This is a genomic window from Amycolatopsis thailandensis (assembly GCF_002234405.1).
GTDB classification, from domain to species: Bacteria; Actinomycetota; Actinomycetes; order Mycobacteriales; family Pseudonocardiaceae; genus Amycolatopsis; species Amycolatopsis thailandensis.
In genome coordinates this window covers 77,573-99,174 of sequence record NZ_NMQT01000099.1, presented here as the reverse complement: position 1 = coordinate 99,174, position 21,602 = coordinate 77,573, and the positions used below count along the sequence as shown (strand labels likewise).

Below are 21,602 nucleotides of genomic sequence, written 5' to 3'. Positions count from 1 at the left end.
GTGGCAAAGAGGGTTCTAACCCTCTTTGCCACTCACGACCCCCTCGCGGAAAGCCTCATATGGCCATAAATCGGACGCTTGGTTGTCACCAACCGTCTCATGTGGACACTCGGGGCGCGCCTGGTCGCCGCCCAGTCCGGAACCATGTCCTCGGGCAGCGAAGAGGGCCTGCGCGGCAGGACCGACCATGCCATATTCGACTTATCGCCCAATAGAACCCGAATCGCCACCCACGAGACCTGGAGTGAGGCCTCGCCGCGGCGTGATCAGGTGGACGACACACGTGATCAGATGGACGACACGCGTGACTGGACAGACGACACTCTCGTGACCGGGTTATCGCCGCGAGTCGTCCGCCTGGACACACGTGTCGTCCATCCAGTCACGTGTGTCGTCCTTCCAAGCACACGAAACCGCCCGCCGGTAGGTACTCAAGACACCCTTGCCCCTGAACCGAATCGCCACTCACGACCACCCAGTAGTCTCACCGATCAGAGCCAGCCCTGACGCGACGCCTGCGCGCCCAGCTGGAACCGGGTCTGCGCGCCCAGCAGTTGCTGCAACCGGCTGATCCGCCGGAGCACCGTGCGTTCGCTGATGCCCAGCTCGCGCGCGATCGCCTCGTCGGTCAGGCCTCCGCTCAACAGCGCGAGCAGACGGCGCGTGGCGACTGTCGGTTCCTGGGCCGCTTCCGCGTCGTCCGGACCGCCCGCCCGCACCGGCACCGCCATCCGCCAGAAGGATTCGAACAGCTCGATCAGCGCGCTCAGCAGCATCGACGGATGGATCAGCAGCGCCAGCACGTCACCGGCGTCGGAGTTCGGGACGGCGATCAGCGCGCGCTTGCTGTCGGCGATCACCAGTTTCAACGGGAGCCTGGGGAACACCCTGGCCTGCTCGCCGAGCGCGATACTCGACTGCACCTGGACGAATCCGTCGTCGTCCTGCAGCACGGACGAGTCGTAGACGACGCGGTAGGCGATGCCACGCGCCATCGACCCCGGCTGCATCGTGCTCACCTCGGCCTTCGGGCTCATGTACGACCCGGGGTCCAGCGCGACGATGTCCACCCCCGCCTGTGTCTGCATGGCCTCGAAAGTCGCGATCACCTCGTCGCGGCTGCGCAGGACCTCGACGAAGTCCGCGTCCCGGCCGGTCCGCAGGGAGTAGGCGGCGCCGAGTACTTCGGCCGCTTCCCGCGCTCGGACAGCCGCGGCCTCGTGCTGCGCGGCGAACGCCGACAGCGCCGCGCGCGGCGGGCAGACCTCGGGTCCGGACGCGCCGGGCCGGACCAGACCGAACCGCTCAAGCTCGGCCAGCTCCGCACCGGGCGTGGTCGGGCGCCCGTCCAGTAAGGCCCGGTACAGCTGCTCGGCCTCCACCGACAGGCCTCGCGACTCGGCGAGCATGACGTTTCTCCTCCCCCGCCCCAGGACTCCGCGACCTGACATCGATGTCAGGCGCCGCGGTATCGCTGCTTTCACTCACTGGTCTTGAGGGCGAAAGCGGCGGGCTCGTGCGCCTGAACCGATAACGAAAGCGTCACAGATCCCGGCGGAGGCACGCCGAAGAGGCTCCCGCGAACCGGATGGGCTCGCGGGAGCCTCCGTTCCCACGCTGTCAGGGACTACGCGTTGGCGGGCATGCCCTTCTCGTCGGCCTGCGGCGTAGCGGTGCCTTCGAGCAGCTCACGGACGATCTCGTTCGCCTTGCGGACCTGGGGCGTGATCATCTTGATCTTGATCTTCCCGTCGTGCCCGAGGTTCCCGCCGACCTCGACCGTCTTGTCCTCACCGGGCAGGGGCAGGCCCTGGCAGCCGGTGAACTTCTTCTTCGGCGTGAGACCGGTCTGGAAGTAGGCGACGATCGGGTCGTCGACGCAGTCGGTGTTGTACGGGAAGATCCCGTGGCTGCCTTCGTTGTCGACGCTGATCATCTTGGCGCCCGGCAGTCCGTTCGCGGTGGCGAGCGCGCCCTCGTACGGCGTGGCCGCGTCGAGCTCGGTCTGCGCGATCAGCAGCTTCGGGAACGTCTTCCCGTCCGGCGCCGGCTTGGCGTTGGTGGTCGGCCAGAACGCGCACAGCGGCGCGCCCGACTGGGCCATGATCGGCGCGATGAACGGCGCGTTCACGGTCAGGTCGGCCTGCCAGTAGGTCCAGTAGTGCAGGTTCTGGTTCCACTGGCCGTCCTGGCAGCGGATCGCCTCGAACGCCGCGTCCCAGGTCTCGACCTCGGCGCCGCCCTGGTAGGAGGCTTTGCGCTCGACCGAGTCCTTCTTGGCGATGGCCTCCAGCGCGTTGCCCTTGGCCTTGGTCAGGAACGCCTTGTTCGCGTCGGTCAGGCCGGGGGTGGTCAGCGCCTTGGCGACGACCTGTTCGAGCTTCTCCGCGTCGGTCCCGGTGGGTGCCGGGCCCTTCGCCAGCGCGGCCACCATCGAAGCCGCCGACGGGTACTGCGTGGTGTCGTACATCGCCGGGATGATGAACCAGGCGGCGTAGAGCATGCCCGCGAACTCGCGGGTGCCGCCGGCCTTCTCCCAGTTTCGGCGGATCTCGAGCGGGTCGGTGCCCGCCTTGTACTTGGCGTCGTTGCGCGCGACGTAGGGCAGCAAGGCGTCCTGGAACTGGCGGTCACGGCTGCGCGGCTGGAGGTCCCAGGTCTTCTCCAGTGTCGAGCGGCTCGCGTCGGTCGACGAGTCGAGCAGGAACCGGTGCGCCTTGCCCGGGAAAGTGGTGGCGTACCAGGTGCCGAGCCACGTGCCGTACGAGTAGCCGATGTAGCTGGTCTTCTTTTCGCCGAGCAGCACCCGGATGAAGTCCATGTCGTAGGCGGTCTGCTCGGTGGTGATGAACTTCGTCAGCGGGTTCTTCAGGCAGCCCTCGACCTTCGCCCGGCTGATCACGTTCTGATCAGTGCTGTCCGGGACGGTGTAGCTACAGGTCAGCGGCGTGCTCTGACCGACGCCGCGGGGATCGAACCCGACGAAGTCGTACTGCGAGGCCAGCACGGGGCTGCGCATCGCCATCGCGGCGCCCCACGGCAGGCCTTCGCCGCCGGGTCCGCCCGGGTTGACCAGTGCGATGCCCTGCCTGCCGGTGCCGGGATAGGCGGTCGCGGTCTTGGAGACGCGGACGCCGATGGTGTTGCCGTCCTGCGGGTTGTGCCAGTCACGCGGCACCTGGACGGTGGCGCAGGCGAGGCCCTTGACCTTCTTCAGTTCGGCTTCCGTCGCCGGGGCGACCGAAGGGAACGAGCACTCGCCCCAGGCGACGGCCTGCTTGGTCAGCGCGCCCGCGAGCGCGGCGGTGTCCGGGTCGGCCTTGACCGCGGGAGCCGCACCCGCGGCGGGAGCCAGCACCAGGCCCGAGGCCAGGAAGGCACCGGCGACCACGGCCACCGTGCCTCTCCGCGTCTTTCTCGTACTACTGATCACCATGTTCCCTTTCGACAGGAGCCCCCGACGTCCGTACGAAAAGTAAAGACAGGTGATCAGCTTTCCTACACGGCCCGGGGCTGGCGGATACCCGACATGGCAGGATCTCGACACCTCATGGGGTCAGCCGGGACTGGACCAGCCGTGTCGCCAGTATCCGGCGAAAGAGATGTCCGCCTTCGCCGCGCCCCGTTCGGACACCAGATGCCGTCGCACCGTCGTCGCCAGCCGGGATTCCCCGGCGACCCAGGTGTAGAACCGGCCCGGCGGCAGCTCCGCCTGCCGGACGGCATCGAGGGCGGCAGTTCCGGGACGCCGTCCAGGATCGTCCCGGCTCAGCCAGTGAACGTGGACGCCTTCGGTGGTCTCGTAACGGCGGATGTCGGCGACCGTCGGCACTTCCAGGAAGACTTCCGCGACCAGCGATTCCGGGGCGTCGTCGAGAATCGCCAACGCCGCGGGCAAAGCGCTCTCGTCGGCGACGATGAGCTGACCGCCGACGTCGTCCGGTGGCCGGTAGGTCGTGCCCATGTCGAAGATCCCGACGGAATCTCCCGGTTCCGTCCGCCGCACCCAGTTGCTCATGGGTGAATTCCCGTGGAGGGCGAACTCGATGTCGACCTCGTCGTCGGCGGGCCTGGCCCGGCGGATGGTGAGGGTGCGCACCCACGGGCGGACCGATTTGGGCAGCACCATCAGTTCGGCCATCCACGTCTCGTTCGAGAAGGTGGGCATCCGCAGCCGCTGCTGTCCTTCGCGGGGGAAGAACAGCCGCACCGTCTGGTCGGCACCGGTGACGACCAGATCCCGCAAGGCCGTACCGCCGAGAGTGACCGACGCGAAGCTCGGGCTCAGCATGACGCGCTCCCGCACTTCCGCCGTGATCATCTTGCGCGAGGTCGGGGTACGAAGGCGCGGGATCACCTTCCGCGTCCAATGTTTTCGCAGCTCATGGCACTATTATGAGCATTTCCTCAGTTCTTGGGTACTCGCTTTCACCGGCGCATGAGAGGCTCCCGGACCTGGGCGAAGTTCAACTCAGGGGCCCGACTGCTCACGTTTGGCCACCCGGCGGTCGTCCGGGTCCGGATGCAGCCCGGGCCCGTGCTCGGGGTCGTCCGGCCGGGCGATCGGGGTCGGGCTGAGCGACGCCTCGTCTTCGCCTTCCTCCAGCAGGGTCGCCGCGGCACCGACCACTTTCAGATCCGGCTCACCGACGGTGGCCGCGTCCTTGTCCGCGTAATCCACGCGGGCGAGCACGCTGCGCATGGCTTCGACGCGCGCTCGCTTCTTGTCGTTGCTCTTGACCACCGTCCACGGCGCGATCTCCGTGTCGGTGGAACGGAACATCGCGACCTTCGCCTCGGTGTAGGCGTCCCAGCGATCGAGCGACTCGACGTCGTTGAGGCTCAGTTTCCACTGGCGCACCGGATCGACCTGCCGGATGAGGAACCGGGTGCGCTGTTCGGATTTCGACACCGAGAACCACAGCTTGACGAGGATGATCCCGTCGTCGACGAGCATCCGCTCGAAAGTCGGGGCCTGGCGCATGAACCGCTCGTACTGTTCGTCCGTGCAGTACCCCATCACCCGTTCGACACCGGCGCGGTTGTACCAGGACCGGTCGAACAGCACGATCTCGCCCTCGGTGGGCAGATGGTTCACATAGCGCTGGAAATACCACTCGCCCTGCTCACGCTCGGTGGGCTTGCCCAGCGCCACCACCCTCGCACCACGAGGATTCAGGTGTTCGGTGAACCGTTTGATGGTGCCGCCCTTGCCCGCCGCGTCCCGTCCTTCGAACAGGATCACCATGCGGCCGCCGGTGTCCTTGATCCAGTACTGCAGTTTCAGCAGTTCGATCTGCAGTGACCTCTTCACCACGCCGTACTCGTCGCGCGTCATGCGATCCGGGTACGGGTAGTTCTCCCGCCAGGTGTCGATCGGCGAGCCGTCGGGACGGAGCAGGACAGGGTCGTCGGCGTCGTCGTAGTCGACGACGAGGCGCTGGTCCCGAAGTTCCGGGAAATGTTCGGCGAGCGCAGGCGTTTGGTCGAGCACACGTCGCGGATACCCGAGGTGGTCTACGGGCAAACACGACAATCAGGACGTTGCCACCAGAGCGCCGCCCAGCCCGACGAGCGCGGTCCCGGTGACGCGGTCGAGCACCTTGCGCGGTCCGCTTTCGCGCATGAGGCCCGACAGCCGGGCGGTGAGCAGCACGAACAGGCCCCACCACAGGACACCGAGGCCGATGTCCAGCAGGCCCAGCGTCAGCACCTGCGGAGCCGCCGCGTCCGCGGGATCGACGAACTGCGGCAGGACGCTCACGAAGAACAGGGCCGCCTTCGGATTGAGCACATTGGACAGAAACGCCTGGCGGAACATCCGCTTCGGCAACGGTTTCTCCGGCATCCGGGAATCACCGCCGTGCCAAGACCTCCACAGTGCGTGCGCGCCCAGGTAGACCAGGTAGGCCGCACCGACGATCTTGAGCATGGTGAAGGCGACAGAACTGTGCAGCAGCACGGTCGAGACGCCGAACGCGGCAGCGGCCAGGTGCACGACGAGGCCGCATTGCACACCGGCGGCCGCGACCAATCCCGCCCGGCGGCTCCGCGCCGAGTGACGGAGGATCACCACCCAGTCCGGGCCGGGGATCACGTAGGCGACCATGACGACACCGGCGAACAACGCCAGGGTTCCCGCACTCATTCTCCCCGGGTGCCCCGTGCCCGAGTCGATCAATCACCGAGGGCTTCGGCGAACCGTCTCGCGGCCTCGAAATCCGCCGTCCTCGGACGATCCTTGCGAATCCCGCCGACGAGTTTGAAGGGCGCCCAGGTGTCGAAGCCCCGGCACGCGAACGTACCCACGACGTCGAACCCCTTCCGGCCGAGCAACCACGCCAGACGACGGGAGTAGCGCCGGAACGGCGGCTCGGGCAGGCCGCTCGTGGTGAACACGAACGCCTTCCGCCGTTGCTTCTCCGGCAACTCCTCGACGAACCGGCGCAAGCGCGGATGGAAGTCCAGGTTGAAGATCCCCGAGCCGAAGCCCACGAGATCACAGGTGTCGAGCTCGGCCGGATCGACCTCCTCAGGACTCACGACTCGCGCTTCGAGCACCTCCGCCATGGTTTCGGCGATCCGCGCCGTGTTGCCGTGGGACACCGAGACGCACACGATGACGACCTTCATGCCGATCCTCCCTTTCCGCCGGTCCTTTCCCTGAGAACCGGCCAGGGAGCGAGTTCGTGACAACGGGCGAAGTGGCCCCGGTCACGCCCGCAGGTGATCGCGGAGCGCCCGCGCCACGCGGGCCATCAGCACTTCGGCCTCCGGCTGGATCGCCGCGGGCACCCGCGACGCGGTCAGCGCGGCGATCGCGAAGACCCCGCCGTCGGCGTGTTCGACCACCCCGACCTCGTGCCGCATGTTCAGCACGGTGCCCGTCTTCGACGACCAGGTCGTGGCGTCGGAGACGAAATCGGGGCTCAGCCGCTGACGCAAAAGGTTGAGGCCCATGAGCTCGCGCACCCTCGCGGCCACCTCGTCGTCCACTTTGGACGGCTTCCACAGCGCTTCGAGCAGGTTCACGAACGCGCGGGCCGAACCGGAACTCGCGCGCGTGACGTCGAGCTGGGGAACGGGATGGCCTTGCCCGGCGGTGCCCGCGTTGATCGCGAGCGCGTGCGCGAGGTGGACGTCCGCGGGGCCGAAGCGTTCCGCGGGGGTGTCGCTGAGATCCGCGGCCGGATGCCGTGCGGTGATCCCGGAAACGCCCCACTCGCGCGTCATCCTGGTGACCTGGGCGGGCGGTGTCAGCTCGAAGAGCGTGTCCGCCGCGGTCTCGTCGCTGATGGCCATGGTGAGGTACAGCAGGTCGTCGATGGCCACCGTGGCCGGATGCCGGAACCGGGTCAGCCCGGTCGGCCCCGGCGCGGTGGCCCGGCCCGGCCGGACCTCGATCGGTGCCGAGCCGTCCAGCTCTCCCCGGCGGATCCGTTCCAGTGTCGCCGTGGCGAGCGGGATCTTCACCAGCGACGCGCTCGGGAACTCCAGGTCGGGATCGATGCCGATCTCGTATCCGGTCCGCAGATCCCGCACCAGGAACGAGCCCCGCAGGCCGCCGTCGTCCAGTTCGGCGCGCAAGCGCGGGAGCAGCGTTTCCGTGTTCATGTCGTCTCCTCCGCGCCGAGACACCGGGCGATGTCGGACCACAAGCGTGCCCGGATCCGCTGCGCGTCCTCACCCAGGCCCGCCGTGATTTCGTAACCGCGCGCGAGCCGGATCTCGCCGATGGGCCGCCACGCCAGGCCGAGTTCGGCGGCCTGGGCCGTCGAACACAGCAGTAGATCGTCCGAGCCGAACACGGCCGCCGCGGCGGCGGTGAGCGATTCGGCGACGGAGACCTGCGCGGGCCGCAGTCCCACCGAATCGCGGAGACGGAACAGGCGATCGCGGATATGCGGCACGTCGTCCTCGGGCTGGATCCAGACCCGGCGAGGCGCGCCGCCGGACCGGCCGGCCCGCAACGTTTCCAGATGAAGGGCCCCCGCTCGCGGCCCGCCCCCGCCGGCCAGGCCGAGGGGAACCTTCCACGTGCCCTCTTCGGCGGGGACGACCGTCAGCGCGGCGCGGACCTCTTGGACGCGCACGAGTTCCGCTCGTTCCCGCGGTGCGGCCTGCCGGAATTCCAGGAAGACGTCCAGCGCTCGTGCCGCCGCGTCGAGTTCGGCGAGCTCGCGGGTGGCGCAGATGTCCGGCATCGCGAGCCGCAGCGGACGCAGTTTGGCGCGCCGCGCGTCGTGCTCCATCGCGTCGGCCAAGGCGACCAGCCGTTTCGCCGACGGCAGCATGTCGCGGCCGAACGGCGTGAGCCGGGCACGACGGGTGGAGCGGTCGAACAGCCGCTCGCCGAAATGCCCCTCCAGCGCGGCGATCCGGCGGCTCGCCACCGGCTGGGGGATGCGGGCGATCGCGGCTCCGGCGGTGAAGGTCCCCGCCTCACTCACGCTCACGAACGCCCGGCAGCTGCCGATCAGGTCCACGACCACATACTATGCACGATTCGCATGAAAGAGGTCATTCGTGTCTTGGACAGCATGATCGGCGCTGGCCAGACTGCGGACATCGAACGATCTTGAAAGGAATCACCGTGTCCGTCACTTCTCGCCGGTGGGCGGCCCTGCTGGCGCTCTCGGCCGTGTCACTCGCCGCGTGTTCCACCCCCGCTCCCGCGCGGCCGCCTGCCGCCACTCCCCCCGCAACCGCTGTCGCGGCCTCCGCTCAAGCCGACTTCGAGCAGCTCGAACGCGCCTTCGGTGCCCGGCTCGGGGTGTACGCGGTGGACACCGCCACCGGCCGCGAAGTCGCCTTCCGCGCCGACGAGCGGTTCGCCTACGCCTCGACGCACAAGGTGTTCACCGCCGGCGGCGTCCTGCAGCGGACGCCGGTCGCCGACCTGGACCGGACGGTGACCTACAGCCAGAAGGACCTGGTCTCCAACTCGCCGGTCACCGAGAAGCACGTCGCGACCGGGATGCCGCTGCGCGCCGTCATGGACGCGACCCTCCGGTACAGCGACAACACCGGCGGCAACCTGCTCTTCCGCGAACTCGGCGGCCCCGAGGGCCTCAACGCGGTGCTGCGCGGGATCGGCGACACCACCAGCCACGCCGACCGGATCGAACCCGAACTCAACGACACCTTCCCAGGTGACAAGCGGGACACCAGCACGCCGCGCGCCCTCGCGGTGAGCCTGCGCGCCTTCGCCCTCGGCGACGCCCTGCCCGAGGACAAGCGCAAGATCCTGGTCGACATCATGCGCGCCAACACCACCGGCGACGAGAACATCCGCGCCGGGGTCCCCGGCTGGCCGGTCGCCGACAAGACCGGAACGGCGGGATACGGGACACGCAACGACATCGGGGTCGTGTGGCCGCCCAACCGCGCCCCGATCGTCATCGCGGTGCTGACCGACCGGGCCGACAAGGACGCGAAGATCGACAACAAGCTGCTCGCGCAAGCGACCGCGGCTGCCGTCAAGGTCCTTCCCTGACCCACCGGGCGGACGGGACTCCCCGTCCGCCCGGCGATTCTCACCGGATCAGCGCCGGCAGGGGTTGCCCGCCGGGTGCGCGGCGGTGCCGTGCACGTCGGCCTGGGATTCCGCGAGCACGATCTTCGCGAGCGCGGTGTCCAGCGCGACGGCCTGTTGCTTCACGACGCCGTTCGCCACGGTCTGGCCGTTGAGCTTCAGCGAACCGATGACCAGCGGAATGGTCAGCGGCGCCGAACCCACCGTGATCGACTCGCCGTTGATCTTCAGCGAGGCGATGTTCGAAGCGCCCGCCAGGACCGGGGCGAGCCCGCCCGGAGACGGCTGACAGGTCGCCGTGGCCTGCGACTGGATCACGCCGAGCTCGATCTTCAGCCCGAGCGTGCTGATCACCGTCTTGTCGATCTTGGCCGACGCCAGCGCGCGATCGCCCGCGGCGGGCGCCGCCGACTGGTCGTCCGGCGTGAGATCGGTCGACGCGGTCAGCACCTGGGTCTCCACCTTGATCAGACCCGCGTTGAGCGTCGCGGCGGCGACGGTGCTGGTGTCGTCGACACACGGCAGGTTCGCCGGGTTCGCCTGCGCCGCGGTCACGCCGAGGACGTTCGCCGCGGTACCCGTGCAGGAGAAGACGCCGTCACGGTCGTCGTCGATGATCGTGCCGACCCCGGTCGGATCGACCAGTCCGGCGCCCGACGGGGCCGAGAGGTTCACCGTGAACGTCTCGTTCGGCTCGTCGACGGTGTCCGGGTTGACCAGCACGGTCACCGGTTTGGCCGTCTGGCCCGGGGCGAACGTGACGGTGCCGCCGGCCGTCGCGTAGTCGGCGGGCGCGGTCGCGGTGCCGTTGGCGGTCGAGTACTGGACAGTCACCGGATTCGGGCTGGGACCGCCGAGCAGCGACACCGTGAAGGTCGCCGGTACCTGCGCACCGCCGGAGCCCTCGTCGACCGACACGTCGTTGATGCTCAACCCGAGCACGCGCACGGTCGTGTTCTCGATGTACCCCCGCGAAACTCCGTCGACCTGATAGTCGACGACGCAGTGGTAGGTGCCGGGAGCGGCATCGGCCGACGCCTTGATCGTCTCGGTGAACGTGGCGACGTCGCCGCTGGTCACCTTGACGCTGCCGGGGTCGTTGGTGACCGTGAGCTGAGGATCGCAGCTGGTCACCTTCGGGGTCACCGTGACCTCGATGGACTTGATGCCGTCGAGGATCGCCTGGGAGACCTGCCCGGCGGGGACGTTGTTCAGCAGCACGCCGCCCGTGGCCGAGGTGATCGCGGAGGCCTGCCCGCCGGAATCGAGCGCCCCGACGTTGACGGCGACCACGCGGATCTTCGCCGCCTGCAATGCCGCGATGGTCTGGGCCAGGGTGTGCCCGCCGCTCGGATCGTGCGACGGCGCGTCGCCGAACCACGCGATGATGCGGGTGCCGTCCGCCCGGAAGTCGACGGCCCCGGTGGCCAGCTGATAGAGAGCGTTCAGGTTCGCTTCCGGCGTGTCCCCGCCGCCAGAAGCCAGCCACTGATTGATTCCCGCCTGGACCGCGCCGGTGTCGCCGGTGATCCCCTGGTTCACCTTGAACGGCACCGAATCGGTGAAGTCCTTGTATTCGGCGACGCCGAATCGCGCGGTCGGCTGCGCGGCCAGCACGTCACCGGTGATGGCGTTGGCGTTCGACCGCACGTTGCCGATCGGCCCGCCCATGCTGCCCGTGGTGTCCGCGAGCAGGACGAGATCGGGGTTCGGCGGCACCGCCGAGGTCGTCACGTTCTTGGTCACGGTCGTGCTCTGACCGGCGTTGAGCGTGAGGTCGACCGTGGCCGGGTCCACCCCTGGCGGAGCCGCGGCGGCGACCGCGGTGGACGCGAGCATCGCCGTGACGGCGGTCATGACGACGAGCAGTGGTCTTCGTGACATGGACTTCCCTTTCGAGACGCGGCCCAGGCCGGAATCCTGTGGGCTTCCTGAGAAAGACGGAAGATTCCGTATTTCGTTAGCGCATGGCGCGAACGTCACCCGGAGCGCCCCATGTCAAGCTGCTCAACGGGCTGTTACCGCGAATCCGGTCTACCAGGACCATGTCCGCGTTAGGCCGGTGAGTGGAAAGATCTCGGACGCCGCTCACTCACGAGTGTGAGAAAGAGCGGGGATTACCGCGATTTCCGTGATCGGCTCGCGGTGGGAAATTCGACCTCGAGCGGGTCTTCGCGGGCGAAAACGCACCGAATGTCGCAACGCCGCGGCCTGCCGAGACCGCGGCGAGACCTGGTCGTGAGTGGTGATTCGGGTTGTCGAGAAGCGGATCAGGGGTGGCGTGGTGGTCGCGCTCCACCCGGAGAGAGGGGTGTGTGGAAATAGGGACGTTCAATGTCCCTATTTCCACACAGCCGGCGACTGCCGTGACCACTGGTGCGCCTGGGGCGAACGTGGCGATCACCGGAGTCCGTGAAGGCCTCCTTCACTCCTTCAGGGTCAGGGTCGCGGCAAAGTCGCCTCTGCGCTGGTCAGGGAGGTTGCGAAAGTGGCTTTCGCAACGGTGAAGGTTGCGAAAGTGGCTTTCGCGACACGGCGCGCCGAGTCCCCTGAATGCCCCTGGCCGTCGGACCGGCGCGATCCTGAAACCACCCACGCACAGAGCGGCCCAGGTGGTCGTGAGCGGCATTTCGGGTTAGAGCGGACCGGTATTTACCTACCCATGCACGACAGGGCGCGACGATGAAGGAATTGGGACATTGAACGTCCCAATTCCTTCATCGTCGCCAGGATGCCCGGTCTCGGACCTTGATCAACGGAGGATCCGGGACACCACTCACGACACCCGCTCACGCGACTTTGCCGAGACCCGGACACGACCACCCGACGCTCAGGCGAGGTCAGCCGGCCGTGTCCGCAGTTTCGCGGCGATCCGGGCCAGCGCCTCCTGATCCTCAGCGGTCAAAGGGTCGAGCACGAGTTCCCGCACCGAACGGACGTGCGTGGGCGCCGCCGCGACGACGACCTCGTAGCCGTCGTCCGTGAGCATCGCGAGGGTGTACCGGCCGTCCGCGGGATCGGGTGTCCGCTCCACCCATCCTCGCTGTTCGAAGCGTTTGACCACATTGGACAGACGGGAGAGCGAACCGTTGGCGAGGTAGGCCAGTTCGCTCATCCGCAGCCGTCGTTCCGGGGCCTCCGAGATATGACTGAGAGTCAGGTACTCGAACAGTGTCAGCCCGGCATCGTGCTGCAAGGGCGACTCCAGCCGTCCCGGCAGCAGGAGGACCAGGGAGACGAGCCCGGTCCAGGCTTCCTTTTCGGCAGGGTTCAGCCACAGCGCTTCGTCCGGGTCCGGGGTCGCGGGGGTGACCATGGCGGAACCTTACCGAGAACCGGGCGACTTCACACGTGAAGTCAAATCGTGCTACGTTGACTTCATGCATGAAGTCAACGAGAACATCACCACGCCCCAGCCGCGGTTCTTCGTCACTCCCGGCCACGGCGAACGGCTCCTGCCCGAGATGCGTTACAGCCAAGCGGTGCGCGTCGGCGATCGCGTCGAGATCTCGGGACAGGGAGGCTGGGCCGACGACCTGCCCTTCCCCACCTTTCCCGAGGACCTGGAAGCCGAGATCGTCCAGGCCTTCGAGAACGTCGAACGGGCGCTCGCCGCCGCGGGTGCCACCTGGCGCGACGTCATCGCCGTGGACTCGTACCACGTCCCGGAAACCCCTGGGTTCATCGGCGAAACCCACAACCGCGTCATGGTCGAACAGTTCCGTGAGCATATGGGCGACCGCGCGCCGATCTGGACCGAGATCGGCGTCGCGGCCCTCGGCGCCCCGAAAATGCGGGTGGAGATCAAGGTCACCGCGATCACCGGATCCTCCCGCGTGTGAACGCCGTGTCCCGTGGGTATTACCCGAGTGCGCCCATGCTCTTGGCCCGGCTGGGAAACCCGCTAAGGAGACACGCGTGGGTATTACGGGAACACGGCAAGCGTACGAATTCCCCGCCGGTGGCGCCCCGCCGCTGGGAGAGGTCCGGGCCTGGCTCCGGCAGCAGCTGAGCGACGTCGGACGCGGCACGATGGCGGACACCGAACTGCTGACCACGGAACTGGTCACCAACGCGCACGAACACGCGGACGGCGTCGCCGAACTCAGAGTGTCCGTCGCTTCGGATCGGGACGTGGTCCGGGTCGAGGTCGACGACCGCCGTCCGCACCTGCGACCCCGCCGGGTGACCAAACAGGACCCGACGACTCCACACGGGCGCGGGCTGGCCTTGGTGGAGGCCATCAGCACCGAATGGGGCGTCGCCACCGGCACGGAATACAAAACGGTGTGGGCGGAGATCCCGGTGCTCTGACACGATCATCGGATGACAGCTTTGCGAAGCACCCTCGTGGCGCCGATGCCGCGACCGGGTGATCGCGTCCGACTGGTGTCCCGCCAGCTTTCCGAGCCGCGAGCTTCTCGCCGAGACCGCCGCGGCGCTGGTGGGCTGAGACCTACTTCGCCTCGACCCGGCCGAGCCCGGGGACGAGTTCGTCGCACGCCGCCCGCCAGGCCGCGTCCCCGGGGTAGAGCTCGGAACGAAGGTAGGCCCAGGTGAGGCGCCCCACCGACGCCACGCGCTCCGGGTTCTCGTCCGTCGTCTCCGCGACGTCGTAGCCGGAGATCCCGCCGAGCCCGTGCTCCGCGCCGAACAGGGTGAGCAGCGTCTTGCGTCCCGGCGAAAGGAAATACGGGTCGGTGTGCCATTCCGGACCACGAACCGTCAGATGTGCCGAGGCGTCCTTGTCCCCCGCGACGACGAGCGCGGGCGTCGTCATCGCGGAGAAGTCCGTGCTGAGAAAGAAGGAATAGTTCTCGGCCACGAATCCGGTGACGGCGTCGCCACCGCGGCCGGGCGCGGCGAGCAGCACACCGGCGGAGATCCGGGGCTCGGCGAGGTTCACTTCCGCACCGCTACGGGGATCGCGGTAGCGAGCGCCGAGCAGAAGGCTCGCGGTGTGCCCGCCCATCGAATGGCCGGCCACGGCGACCCTGCTCCGGTCCAGCCTCCCGCGCAGCTGCGGGACGGCGTCCTCGATCTCGTCGAGCCGGTCCAGGATCCGGCTCATGTCCTCGGCCCGGGATCGTTGGTACAGCGGCGCTTCCGGATCGCCCGGCGCCAGGTTCAGCGTCCGCGAACTCAGGTGGGTGGGCTGGATGACGACGAACCCGTGCGCCGCCCAGTGGTTCACGAGCGGGGCGTAACCATTGAGTGACGAGAGATGGTTCGAGGGGCCCTGGCCGTGCGACAGCAGGATGACCGGCAGCCCGCTTCCGGTCGTGGGCGCGGAAACGCGCAGTTGCAGGTCCACGGACCGATCCGGCGTCGGCAGCACCACCGGGGCGACCGAGAGGACCGGCGTGAGGGTGTTGGCGCTCATGGTGACTCTTTCCCTTGCGTGACGGCACCGCGCTAAGCGGAACACTGTTCCATAAACATACGGAGCAGTGTTCCGCTTTGTCAAACTCCCCCGGCCATGCCCGCGAGGACGCGCGCGAGCGAGGCCACCTCGGCCGAGAGACCGGTCCAGTCATCGGAAGCCGTGCCGAGGTAGCCCGCCCGCGCGCGCTCCAACAGCACGCGGTCGGCGCCGTCGAGTGCCGGCGCGACGGTGGCCGCCGCGACGTCCTTCGAGACGATCCCGCCGGTTTCGACGGTCACGACGACGCGCGCGAGGGTGAGCAGGACATTGCGTTCGTCGCCTTCGACCTCCGACACGAGGTCCGGGACGACACCGAGGGCCGCGCTTCGGAGCAGGTCCGGCGGCACCGGATCGACGACGTCGGCGAGCGCGGGGCCCCGCAGGACCCGGTGCGCCGAATGAGCCGTGGCCGCGAGGATCACGACGTCGGGATCATCCGCGGGCTCCGGAAGCCGCCCCTGGGCGAAGTCCTCCCGAAGCCATTCCCCGTACTGGAAATCCCGCCGATGCCTCTCGTCCCCGGCCACGAGCCCGGTGAGCTCGATCGGACGACGGCCCACCGCATCGGGGAAACGTCCGACGTGGCCACGCCAGCCGGAAAGCCGCGACAACAGGGAGACCAGCGCGGCACGTTCCGGTTCGCCGAGCGACCGCCGGGTGACCAGCAGCAGATCGACGTCGCTGTCCGGTTTCAGCCCGCCCGCGGCAGCGGACCCGTAGAGGTACAGCCCGAGGACGTCACCGGGATTCTCACGGTCGAGATGGTCCAGCAGAGGCTCGATGCGCATGCCTAGACGATCACGCACTACGCAAGGTATTTCCGCGCCCAGGTCGCGAAACCCGTGAGCGGGATGCCGAGTTCGCGCGCGAACCGCGGCCGTCCGGGCTGACCGATCACGTTCAGCCACTCGTGCGAAGCGCCCATCGGCGGCATCCCGGCGGCGACAGCCTGCTCCACGGTCATGTCCGGCGCCGTCAGCCGGGTACCCAGCGCTCCCGAAAGGACCTCGGCGATCTCCGTCATGGTCAGGAAGTCGCTCGCCAGCTCGAGTTCGATCCCGCTGAACCGGTCCGGATCGGCGATGGCCGCCGCGGCCGCGGCACCGATGTCGTCCACGGCCGCCAGGGAAAGGCTCGTCGACGGCTTGATGACGCTCACCAGGCCGCCGTCGACGCCGCGCGGGAACAGGAACCTCATGTCGGGCAGGAAGTTCTCCATGAAGAAGCCCGGCTTGAGCAGCGTCCACCGCGGGAAGCCCGCCTCGCGGAGACGGTCCTGGATCGCGGCCTTGGCCCCCAGGGTGGGTTCCATCGAAGCCCACCGGCCTTCGGCCCAGCCGGGCGCGTCGACGTGCTGACCGGCTCCGGACACGGAGGTGTGCACGAACTGCGGCACTCCGGCCGCCTTCGCGCCCTCGATGAGGTTGACGCCTTGAGTCACCTCCCCGGCGAAGTCGAACCCTTCCGCGCCGACACCGGGCATCTGCACCGAGAAGACGGCGCGGGCACCCTTGGCGGCCCGGGTCACGGAATCGACGTCGTGGAGATCGCCGACGACGAGTTCGGCGCCGAGCGCTTCGAGGGCTTTCGCCTTGGCCGGGTCGCGCACCAGCGCACGGACGGGAACGCCCGCCGCGAGCAGGGCACGGGCGGTCGCGCCGCCCTGCCTGCCGGTGGCGCCGGTGACCAAAACGGGTGCTGAAGACATGGTCGCTCCTTCGGACAACTAAACGGCGGGGCCAGCCACTTATCGTCCGCTACAATATGGCGGGGCCCGCCATTTACGCAAACACCGAGGTGAAGACATGTCCGACGGCCGGCGCGCCGACGCGCGGCGCAACTACGCGCACATCCTCGCGGTGGCCGAAGAGGAGGTCGCGACCCATGGCTCCGGCGCCTCACTGGAGCAGATCGCCCGCACCGCCAACGTCGGCTCGGCGACGGTGCGCCGCCACTTCCCCACCCGGCGCGCCTTGCTGGAGGCCGTCTCCGCGAAACGGATCGCGGCGCTGTGCGCTCGCGCCGTCGAACTGACCGGCGAGGACGACAGCCGGAAGGCGCTCCTGACCTGGCTCGACGAGGTCGTCTCCTACTCCGTGTCGGCCCGCGGGCTGGCCGCCGCGCTCGCCTACGACGGTCCCACGCACGAGAATTCCTGTTCCGCCGCCATCGAGGAAGCCGGGGACCCGCTCTTGCGACGGGCCGCGCGGGACGGTGTGGTGGCGCCGGAAACCACCGTCGCGGACCTGATCACGCTGATCGTCGGCATCGTCCTGGCCACCGAGCACTACCCGGATCCCGCCGCGCGGGCCGACCGGCTGTTCCGGCTCGCCGTGGCGGGCCTGAGCCCCCGGGACGATCACCGAAGTCCGTGAAGGCCTCCTTGAGGGACTCTGAGTCCCTCAAGGAGGCCTTCACGGACTGGGCCTACCGGATGCCGCGGCGGCCCGACGAGACCACCGCCGGAACCGGTCCGCCGTTGATCACGAACTGCGACCCCGGCTGACGGACGACGTCGCCGTCCGCCGAATTCGTGATCGTCACGTTCGTCAAGGTCGCGCTGCCGCGGGCGCCGCTCATCGCGAGGATGCCGGCGCCGTTGTTCGACTTGTCGATCTTGACGCCGTTCACCGCAGCGGTCACCACTCCGCCACCGGTCTTGAACTGGATGCCGTCGTAGGTCGAGTCGTGGATCTCCGTGTCCCGCAGGACGACCCCGGGAATGTCCTTGCCCTGCGCGAAGAACGTGATCGCCCCGAATTCCTGTTGCTCGCCCCAGAACACGCCGCCGCAGCGGTACAGGGCGTTGTTCGCGATGAGCGTCTCCCCGGAGAACGGCAGCGGATCGTGATCCGTCGCCAGCATGATGCCCGGATAGTTCATCGTGTCGTGGACGATGTTGTTCTCGATCTTGTTGCCGTACCCGCCGTAGATCGCGATCCCGTTGGCCCGCCACGGAAGCTGGATCGTGTTGTTGGCGAACACGTTGTCGTGCGCGATGTCCTGTGAAGTGTCCTTCACGTACTGATTCGCCCACACCGCGAGCGAGTCGTCACCGGTGGTGCGGAACGACGAATTGAACACCTTCGAGTTCCTGGTGCCGTTGGTGAAGTTGATGCCGTCGGCGTAGGTGTTCCGGATCCGCATGCCGCTGAACTCCAAGCCGTCGGCCGGACCCCAGAGCGCCGGGAGATTGCTGTAGTCCCGGCCGACCCACACGCCGACGTTGGCGTGCTCGATCCACACGTTCGAGATCTTCGTCCCCGCGCCGAACCGGCCGTTGAGGCCGACGCCGCCTTCCGCGCCGCCGTCCCCGCCCCGGATCCGGCCGGACCCGAAGATGGCGATGTCGGAGATCTGGGTGTTCTTGTCGATGTCGAACCCGAAGTTGCCCTCGTGCGGATGGTTGATGCCGCCCGCGTTCTGCGGCTCGATCTCCGAGTAAAGCTGCGAATGCCACATCCCGGCGCCGCGGATCGTCACGTTCGAGATGCCGATCTGGTTGTACTGGCCACCGCCGTTGGGCACGTTCGGGTCGTCGGTCAGGATCTTCTTCTCCTGCCGCCACTGCCCCGCCGGGATCCAGACGCAGCCGATCACGCCGTTCTGGTCGTCGGTCACCGCGCGCTGGATCGCGGTCGAGTCGTCGTTCCCGTCGTTCGGCACCGCGCCGTATTCCGTGATGGACACGCAGTTCGACGGCTTCTCCGTGGCGGGCGCGACCTGTTCCAGATCGACGAGGTCGACGATGTAGAACGCGGCGTTGTCACCGCTGTCGCGTTGCAGCTTGAACTTCGTTCCCGGCGGGTAAGACCGCGACAGCAGCGCGTGCGACTCGTCGAACAGCCGTCGCGCGTTGGCCTGCGGGGTGTTCGTCAGGCCTTCGGGATCGTCGGTGCTGCCGTAGAGCCAGCTGTGCTTGGACGACAGCGTCAGCTTCTGCGCGAAAGTCCCGTTGACGTACAAGCTGAGTGTCGCGTCCTGCCCGCCACCGCCGGGGGCGTCGGGGATGGAGTTGCGCACGACGATGGAGTTCGCCTGGTTCGACGACGTGAACTCGACGTACTGGCCCTGGTTCGCCAGCAGCACGGATTTGCGGCCGGAGGACTCGGTCGCGAAGTTCGTGTGGCCGAAGGTGCGCAGCGGGTCGGCCTCCAGCAGTTGTCCTTGGTACTGCGCGGCTTCCGCCTCGTACTCGACGTACGGGACCGCCGCGCCGCGGCCGACGACGATCGCCCGCGAGAGGCTGTTGTTGGACTCGTTGGTCTCCGTGACCTTGCCGGTCGCGTCGGCCGTCGCGGTCAGGGTCGCGCCCCCGTTGGCGGCGGTCCACGTGCCCGAAATCGCGACGTTCGCGGTGGCACCCGCCTCGATCGGGCCGGTGGCACCGGTCAGCGTGGTGCCTCCGACGGCCAGCCGGGTCACCGAGGGGCCGGCGGGGCTGGTGCCGCGGTTGCGCACCGCGACGGTGAACGACACGGCCGAACCGGCGGCCGGGTTGGGCGGGCTCGAGGTGATACCGGTGACCTCGAGGTCGGGTCCCGGCGACTGACCGATGACCAGCGACGTCGGGGAGGTGAAGGTGTTGTTGGTTTCGTTCTGCTCCGCCACCCTGCCGTCCGGGTCGACGGAGGCCGCGACACTGTAGGTCCCTTGCGGACGCGTACCCGCGTTCACCGTCACCGTGGTGGACGCGCCCGCGGCGAGGGCGGGGACGTCCGCCTCACCGGCGACGGTGCCGCCGAGACTGACCCTCACGGTCGTCGCGCCCGCGTTCGCGGTGCCGGTGTTCTTCACCGTGGCCGAAACGGCGAGCGGGCTCGTCTCCGTCGGGTTCGACGGCGTCCAGGTCGCGCCCGTGACCACGAGATCCGGGTTCGGCGCCGGAGTGCCCATCACCTGGAACTCGGCGACCTGACCGCCGGGAGCGCCGGAGTTGGCGAAGAACTGGAGGCGTACGTCCGACGCGCGTCCGTTCACCGGGATGACCACGGAGTTCTGGCTCACGGCCGGGTCGAAGCGGTGATCCGCCCGCGCGGACAGGGAGGTGAACGCGGTGGCGCCCTGAGCACGGCCGAGGACCTCGAAGTTCTGCGTCCGCGCGGCCCAGACCGCGCCCGGATCGAGCTTCACCACGACCGACTCGACCTCCGCGTCGGCCCCGAGTTTCACCGTCAGCGAGTTCGGGTAGCCGGCGGCCGATTCCCAGTACGTGGCGGTGTTGCCGTCGTTGGCGTTGGCGGCGACGAAGGAGTGGACCGTCGAGGTGGCTTCGATCGGCTTGCCCGACGCGAGATTCGCGGGCGTGCCCGGTTCCTGCGGGTCGCCGGTGCCGGGCCCGTAGAGCTCGAATTCCGAAAGCTGCGCGGCGGGCCATCGCGTGTTCGCCGTGATCTGCAAGCGCACGTAGCGGGCCGACGCGGTCATCGGGATCGAGACCGTGTCGGCGCCGGGGGTGAACGTGTAGCCGGTCGGCGCGGCGAGGTCGGTGAACGCCGTGCCGTCGGTGCTTCCGCGCACGCCGATCGTCTGGGTGCGGGACTCCCAGCCCGACGGCAGTTTCAGCACGATCCGCGAGAGGGTCTTGGCCGCCCCGAGGTCGGCTTGGATCCACTGCGGGAACGCGTTGCCCGCGGATTCCCAATAGCTTTCCCGGTTTCCGTCGACGGCGTTCGCGACGGGATAGCCGGGCAGCGCGCTGCCCGCCGACACCGTGCGGGTCAACGGCACCTCGGCGAGGGCGGCGGGTCCGGGTGGGGCGGCGGTACCCGGGGGTGGGCCGCTCGCGGCTGAAGCGAAGGAGAGTCCGGCGACGGAAAGCCCTGCGACCAGGAGACCGGCGACGATCCGGGACAGGCGCATACGTGTCATGGCGTCTTCTCTTCCTTGAGACAGCGGGGAGGGAGCCAGAGCTTTACGAGCATGCAACAACCCGGTGACGAAATGCAAGAAGTTGACATGTTTCAGAAATTTTGCGACTTGCCCTGGACTGACATGACGCCTATTCCGCAGTTCGGTGTACAGCCGTACACTCAAATGCAGCCGAGCCGCGCGGAGGTCGATTCCTGATGGACGTGACGAAAACCTTGAAGTCCGCACTCATCGGGACGACGACCGAGTCGAGGTCCGCGGTCCGGGAGTTGCGCCGGGAGACCGAAGACCTGGTGGCCCGGCGGGCGGGCAGGACGGCGAACCGGCTGACCGAACTGGGTGAACGCCTCGCCGATCTGGTCGTGGTCTCCGGGAGCAGGCTCGCGGGTCTGGCCGATCGGCACAGCGAACCCGTGGGCGAGGGCGTGCGCCGGGAAGCGGGCCGGATCGGCGATTCGGTGGAACGGCTGTCCGTCACGCTGTCGGATCGGGCGATCCTCCTCGCCGAAGAACTGCTCGACCCGAAGCCGTCCAGGAAGCGAAAGACCCGCGTTTAGGCGTCTGTTCGTGCTCGGCACCGGTCCGTCCGTGACACATCGGTGCCAACGGCACTACCGTGCCGATACTCCGGGTGCCCTGCCGCCCCGCGCCGCCTTCTCCCGTCTTTAGTCGCTATCAACCGCCGTATCCGCTTGCCTAGCATGGGAAAACCGCACCGGATCCGGCCAGGTGACCCCTGGCGATCCCGCCGTGGTCAAAGGCGCGCCGTCG

19 protein-coding genes are annotated in these 21,602 nt (G+C 68.4%); 5 read left to right on the top strand and 14 right to left on the bottom strand.

Annotation, left to right across the window (positions count from 1 at the left end):
* Positions 1 to 491 precede the first annotated feature (491 nt).
* The 8 genes from CFP71_RS27440 to CFP71_RS27405 form a co-directional block, all read right to left on the bottom strand.
* Complete coding sequence (locus CFP71_RS27440) at positions 492 to 1,409, bottom strand: helix-turn-helix domain-containing protein (protein ID WP_093936827.1); 918 nt, start codon at positions 1,407 to 1,409, stop codon at positions 492 to 494.
* Positions 1,410 to 1,627: 218 nt separating this feature from the next.
* On the bottom strand, positions 1,628 to 3,397 hold the full coding sequence (locus CFP71_RS27435; RefSeq protein ID WP_093936826.1) for an alpha/beta hydrolase: 1,770 nt from the start codon (positions 3,395 to 3,397) through the stop codon (positions 1,628 to 1,630).
* Between the two features lie 159 nt (positions 3,398 to 3,556).
* Complete coding sequence (locus CFP71_RS27430) at positions 3,557 to 4,321, bottom strand: siderophore-interacting protein (RefSeq protein ID WP_279629240.1); 765 nt, start codon at positions 4,319 to 4,321, stop codon at positions 3,557 to 3,559.
* A 150-nt stretch (positions 4,322 to 4,471) separates the two neighbouring features.
* Positions 4,472 to 5,494 (bottom strand): polyphosphate kinase 2, encoded by a 1,023-nt coding sequence (ppk2, locus tag CFP71_RS27425; protein WP_093936824.1) that lies wholly within the window; start codon positions 5,492 to 5,494, stop codon positions 4,472 to 4,474.
* Positions 5,495 to 5,536: 42 nt separating this feature from the next.
* Positions 5,537 to 6,148, bottom strand: coding sequence for a LysE family translocator (locus tag CFP71_RS27420; protein ID WP_093936823.1), 612 nt, complete (start codon positions 6,146 to 6,148; stop codon positions 5,537 to 5,539).
* Positions 6,149 to 6,177: 29 nt separating this feature from the next.
* Positions 6,178 to 6,633 (bottom strand): flavodoxin family protein, encoded by a 456-nt coding sequence (locus CFP71_RS27415; RefSeq protein ID WP_093936822.1) that lies wholly within the window; start codon positions 6,631 to 6,633, stop codon positions 6,178 to 6,180.
* An 81-nt stretch (positions 6,634 to 6,714) separates the two neighbouring features.
* Positions 6,715 to 7,614 carry a serine hydrolase gene (locus CFP71_RS27410; protein ID WP_093936821.1) on the bottom strand — a complete coding sequence of 300 codons (900 nt, stop codon included), beginning with the start codon at positions 7,612 to 7,614 and terminating at the stop codon, positions 6,715 to 6,717.
* Positions 7,611 to 8,492, bottom strand: coding sequence for a LysR family transcriptional regulator (locus CFP71_RS27405; protein WP_093936820.1), 882 nt, complete (start codon positions 8,490 to 8,492; stop codon positions 7,611 to 7,613). Before CFP71_RS27405 ends, CFP71_RS27410 begins: the two co-directional genes overlap by 4 nt.
* Positions 8,493 to 8,593: 101 nt before the next feature.
* Between CFP71_RS27405 and bla the strand changes: the two genes are divergently transcribed.
* Complete coding sequence (bla, locus tag CFP71_RS27400) at positions 8,594 to 9,496, top strand: class A beta-lactamase (protein WP_093936819.1); 903 nt, start codon at positions 8,594 to 8,596, stop codon at positions 9,494 to 9,496.
* A 48-nt stretch (positions 9,497 to 9,544) separates the two neighbouring features.
* Here the strand turns inward: bla and CFP71_RS27395 are convergent, their stop codons facing one another.
* Positions 9,545 to 11,419 carry a Calx-beta domain-containing protein gene (locus CFP71_RS27395; protein WP_167406295.1) on the bottom strand — a complete coding sequence of 625 codons (1,875 nt, stop codon included), beginning with the start codon at positions 11,417 to 11,419 and terminating at the stop codon, positions 9,545 to 9,547.
* A 946-nt stretch (positions 11,420 to 12,365) separates the two neighbouring features.
* Positions 12,366 to 12,851 carry a MarR family winged helix-turn-helix transcriptional regulator gene (locus CFP71_RS27390; protein ID WP_093936818.1) on the bottom strand — a complete coding sequence of 162 codons (486 nt, stop codon included), beginning with the start codon at positions 12,849 to 12,851 and terminating at the stop codon, positions 12,366 to 12,368.
* 64 nt (positions 12,852 to 12,915) lie between these two features.
* Here CFP71_RS27390 and CFP71_RS27385 point away from each other — a divergent pair, with 64 nt between their 5' ends.
* Positions 12,916 to 13,377: a Rid family hydrolase gene (locus CFP71_RS27385; RefSeq protein ID WP_093936837.1), complete on the top strand. Its 462-nt coding sequence runs from the start codon at positions 12,916 to 12,918 to the stop codon at positions 13,375 to 13,377.
* Positions 13,378 to 13,453: 76 nt separating this feature from the next.
* Positions 13,454 to 13,849, top strand: a complete 396-nt coding sequence (locus tag CFP71_RS27380) for an ATP-binding protein (protein WP_093936817.1) — start codon at positions 13,454 to 13,456, stop codon at positions 13,847 to 13,849.
* 142 nt (positions 13,850 to 13,991) lie between these two features.
* On the opposite strand, the gene CFP71_RS27375 is transcribed toward CFP71_RS27380, so the two are convergent.
* The 3 genes from CFP71_RS27375 to CFP71_RS27365 form a co-directional block, all read right to left on the bottom strand.
* Positions 13,992 to 14,918, bottom strand: coding sequence for an alpha/beta hydrolase family protein (locus CFP71_RS27375; RefSeq protein ID WP_093936816.1), 927 nt, complete (start codon positions 14,916 to 14,918; stop codon positions 13,992 to 13,994).
* Positions 14,919 to 14,998: 80 nt separating this feature from the next.
* Positions 14,999 to 15,748, bottom strand: coding sequence for an aminoglycoside adenylyltransferase domain-containing protein (locus tag CFP71_RS27370; protein WP_093936815.1), 750 nt, complete (start codon positions 15,746 to 15,748; stop codon positions 14,999 to 15,001).
* A gap of 17 nt (positions 15,749 to 15,765) precedes the next feature.
* On the bottom strand, positions 15,766 to 16,668 hold the full coding sequence (locus tag CFP71_RS27365; protein WP_093936814.1) for an NmrA family NAD(P)-binding protein: 903 nt from the start codon (positions 16,666 to 16,668) through the stop codon (positions 15,766 to 15,768).
* 97 nt (positions 16,669 to 16,765) lie between these two features.
* Here CFP71_RS27365 and CFP71_RS27360 point away from each other — a divergent pair, with 97 nt between their 5' ends.
* Complete coding sequence (locus CFP71_RS27360) at positions 16,766 to 17,335, top strand: TetR/AcrR family transcriptional regulator (protein WP_093936813.1); 570 nt, start codon at positions 16,766 to 16,768, stop codon at positions 17,333 to 17,335.
* 52 nt (positions 17,336 to 17,387) lie between these two features.
* Here the strand turns inward: CFP71_RS27360 and CFP71_RS27355 are convergent, their stop codons facing one another.
* Positions 17,388 to 20,831, bottom strand: coding sequence for a CARDB domain-containing protein (locus CFP71_RS27355; protein WP_244199848.1), 3,444 nt, complete (start codon positions 20,829 to 20,831; stop codon positions 17,388 to 17,390).
* A 197-nt stretch (positions 20,832 to 21,028) separates the two neighbouring features.
* Between CFP71_RS27355 and CFP71_RS27350 the strand changes: the two genes are divergently transcribed.
* Positions 21,029 to 21,388 (top strand): hypothetical protein, encoded by a 360-nt coding sequence (locus CFP71_RS27350; RefSeq protein WP_093936811.1) that lies wholly within the window; start codon positions 21,029 to 21,031, stop codon positions 21,386 to 21,388.
* Positions 21,389 to 21,602: the final 214 nt, after the last annotated feature.

Coding starts and splice junctions, on each gene's coding strand:
- CFP71_RS27440 (WP_093936827.1), bottom strand. CDS start 1,409: ATGCTCGCCGAGTCGCGAGGCCTGTCGGTGGAGGCCGAGCAGCTGTAC.
- CFP71_RS27430 (WP_279629240.1), bottom strand. CDS start 4,321: ATGATCACGGCGGAAGTGCGGGAGCGCGTCATGCTGAGCCCGAGCTTC.
- CFP71_RS27420 (WP_093936823.1), bottom strand. CDS start 6,148: ATGAGTGCGGGAACCCTGGCGTTGTTCGCCGGTGTCGTCATGGTCGCC.
- CFP71_RS27415 (WP_093936822.1), bottom strand. CDS start 6,633: ATGAAGGTCGTCATCGTGTGCGTCTCGGTGTCCCACGGCAACACGGCG.
- CFP71_RS27410 (WP_093936821.1), bottom strand. CDS start 7,614: ATGAACACGGAAACGCTGCTCCCGCGCTTGCGCGCCGAACTGGACGAC.
- CFP71_RS27395 (WP_167406295.1), bottom strand. CDS start 11,419: ATGTCACGAAGACCACTGCTCGTCGTCATGACCGCCGTCACGGCGATG.
- CFP71_RS27390 (WP_093936818.1), bottom strand. CDS start 12,851: ATGGTCACCCCCGCGACCCCGGACCCGGACGAAGCGCTGTGGCTGAAC.
- CFP71_RS27385 (WP_093936837.1), top strand. CDS start 12,916: ATGCATGAAGTCAACGAGAACATCACCACGCCCCAGCCGCGGTTCTTC.
- CFP71_RS27375 (WP_093936816.1), bottom strand. CDS start 14,918: ATGAGCGCCAACACCCTCACGCCGGTCCTCTCGGTCGCCCCGGTGGTG.
- CFP71_RS27370 (WP_093936815.1), bottom strand. CDS start 15,748: ATGCGCATCGAGCCTCTGCTGGACCATCTCGACCGTGAGAATCCCGGT.
- CFP71_RS27365 (WP_093936814.1), bottom strand. CDS start 16,668: ATGTCTTCAGCACCCGTTTTGGTCACCGGCGCCACCGGCAGGCAGGGC.
- CFP71_RS27360 (WP_093936813.1), top strand. CDS start 16,766: ATGTCCGACGGCCGGCGCGCCGACGCGCGGCGCAACTACGCGCACATC.
- CFP71_RS27355 (WP_244199848.1), bottom strand. CDS start 20,831: ATGACACGTATGCGCCTGTCCCGGATCGTCGCCGGTCTCCTGGTCGCA.
- CFP71_RS27350 (WP_093936811.1), top strand. CDS start 21,029: ATGGACGTGACGAAAACCTTGAAGTCCGCACTCATCGGGACGACGACC.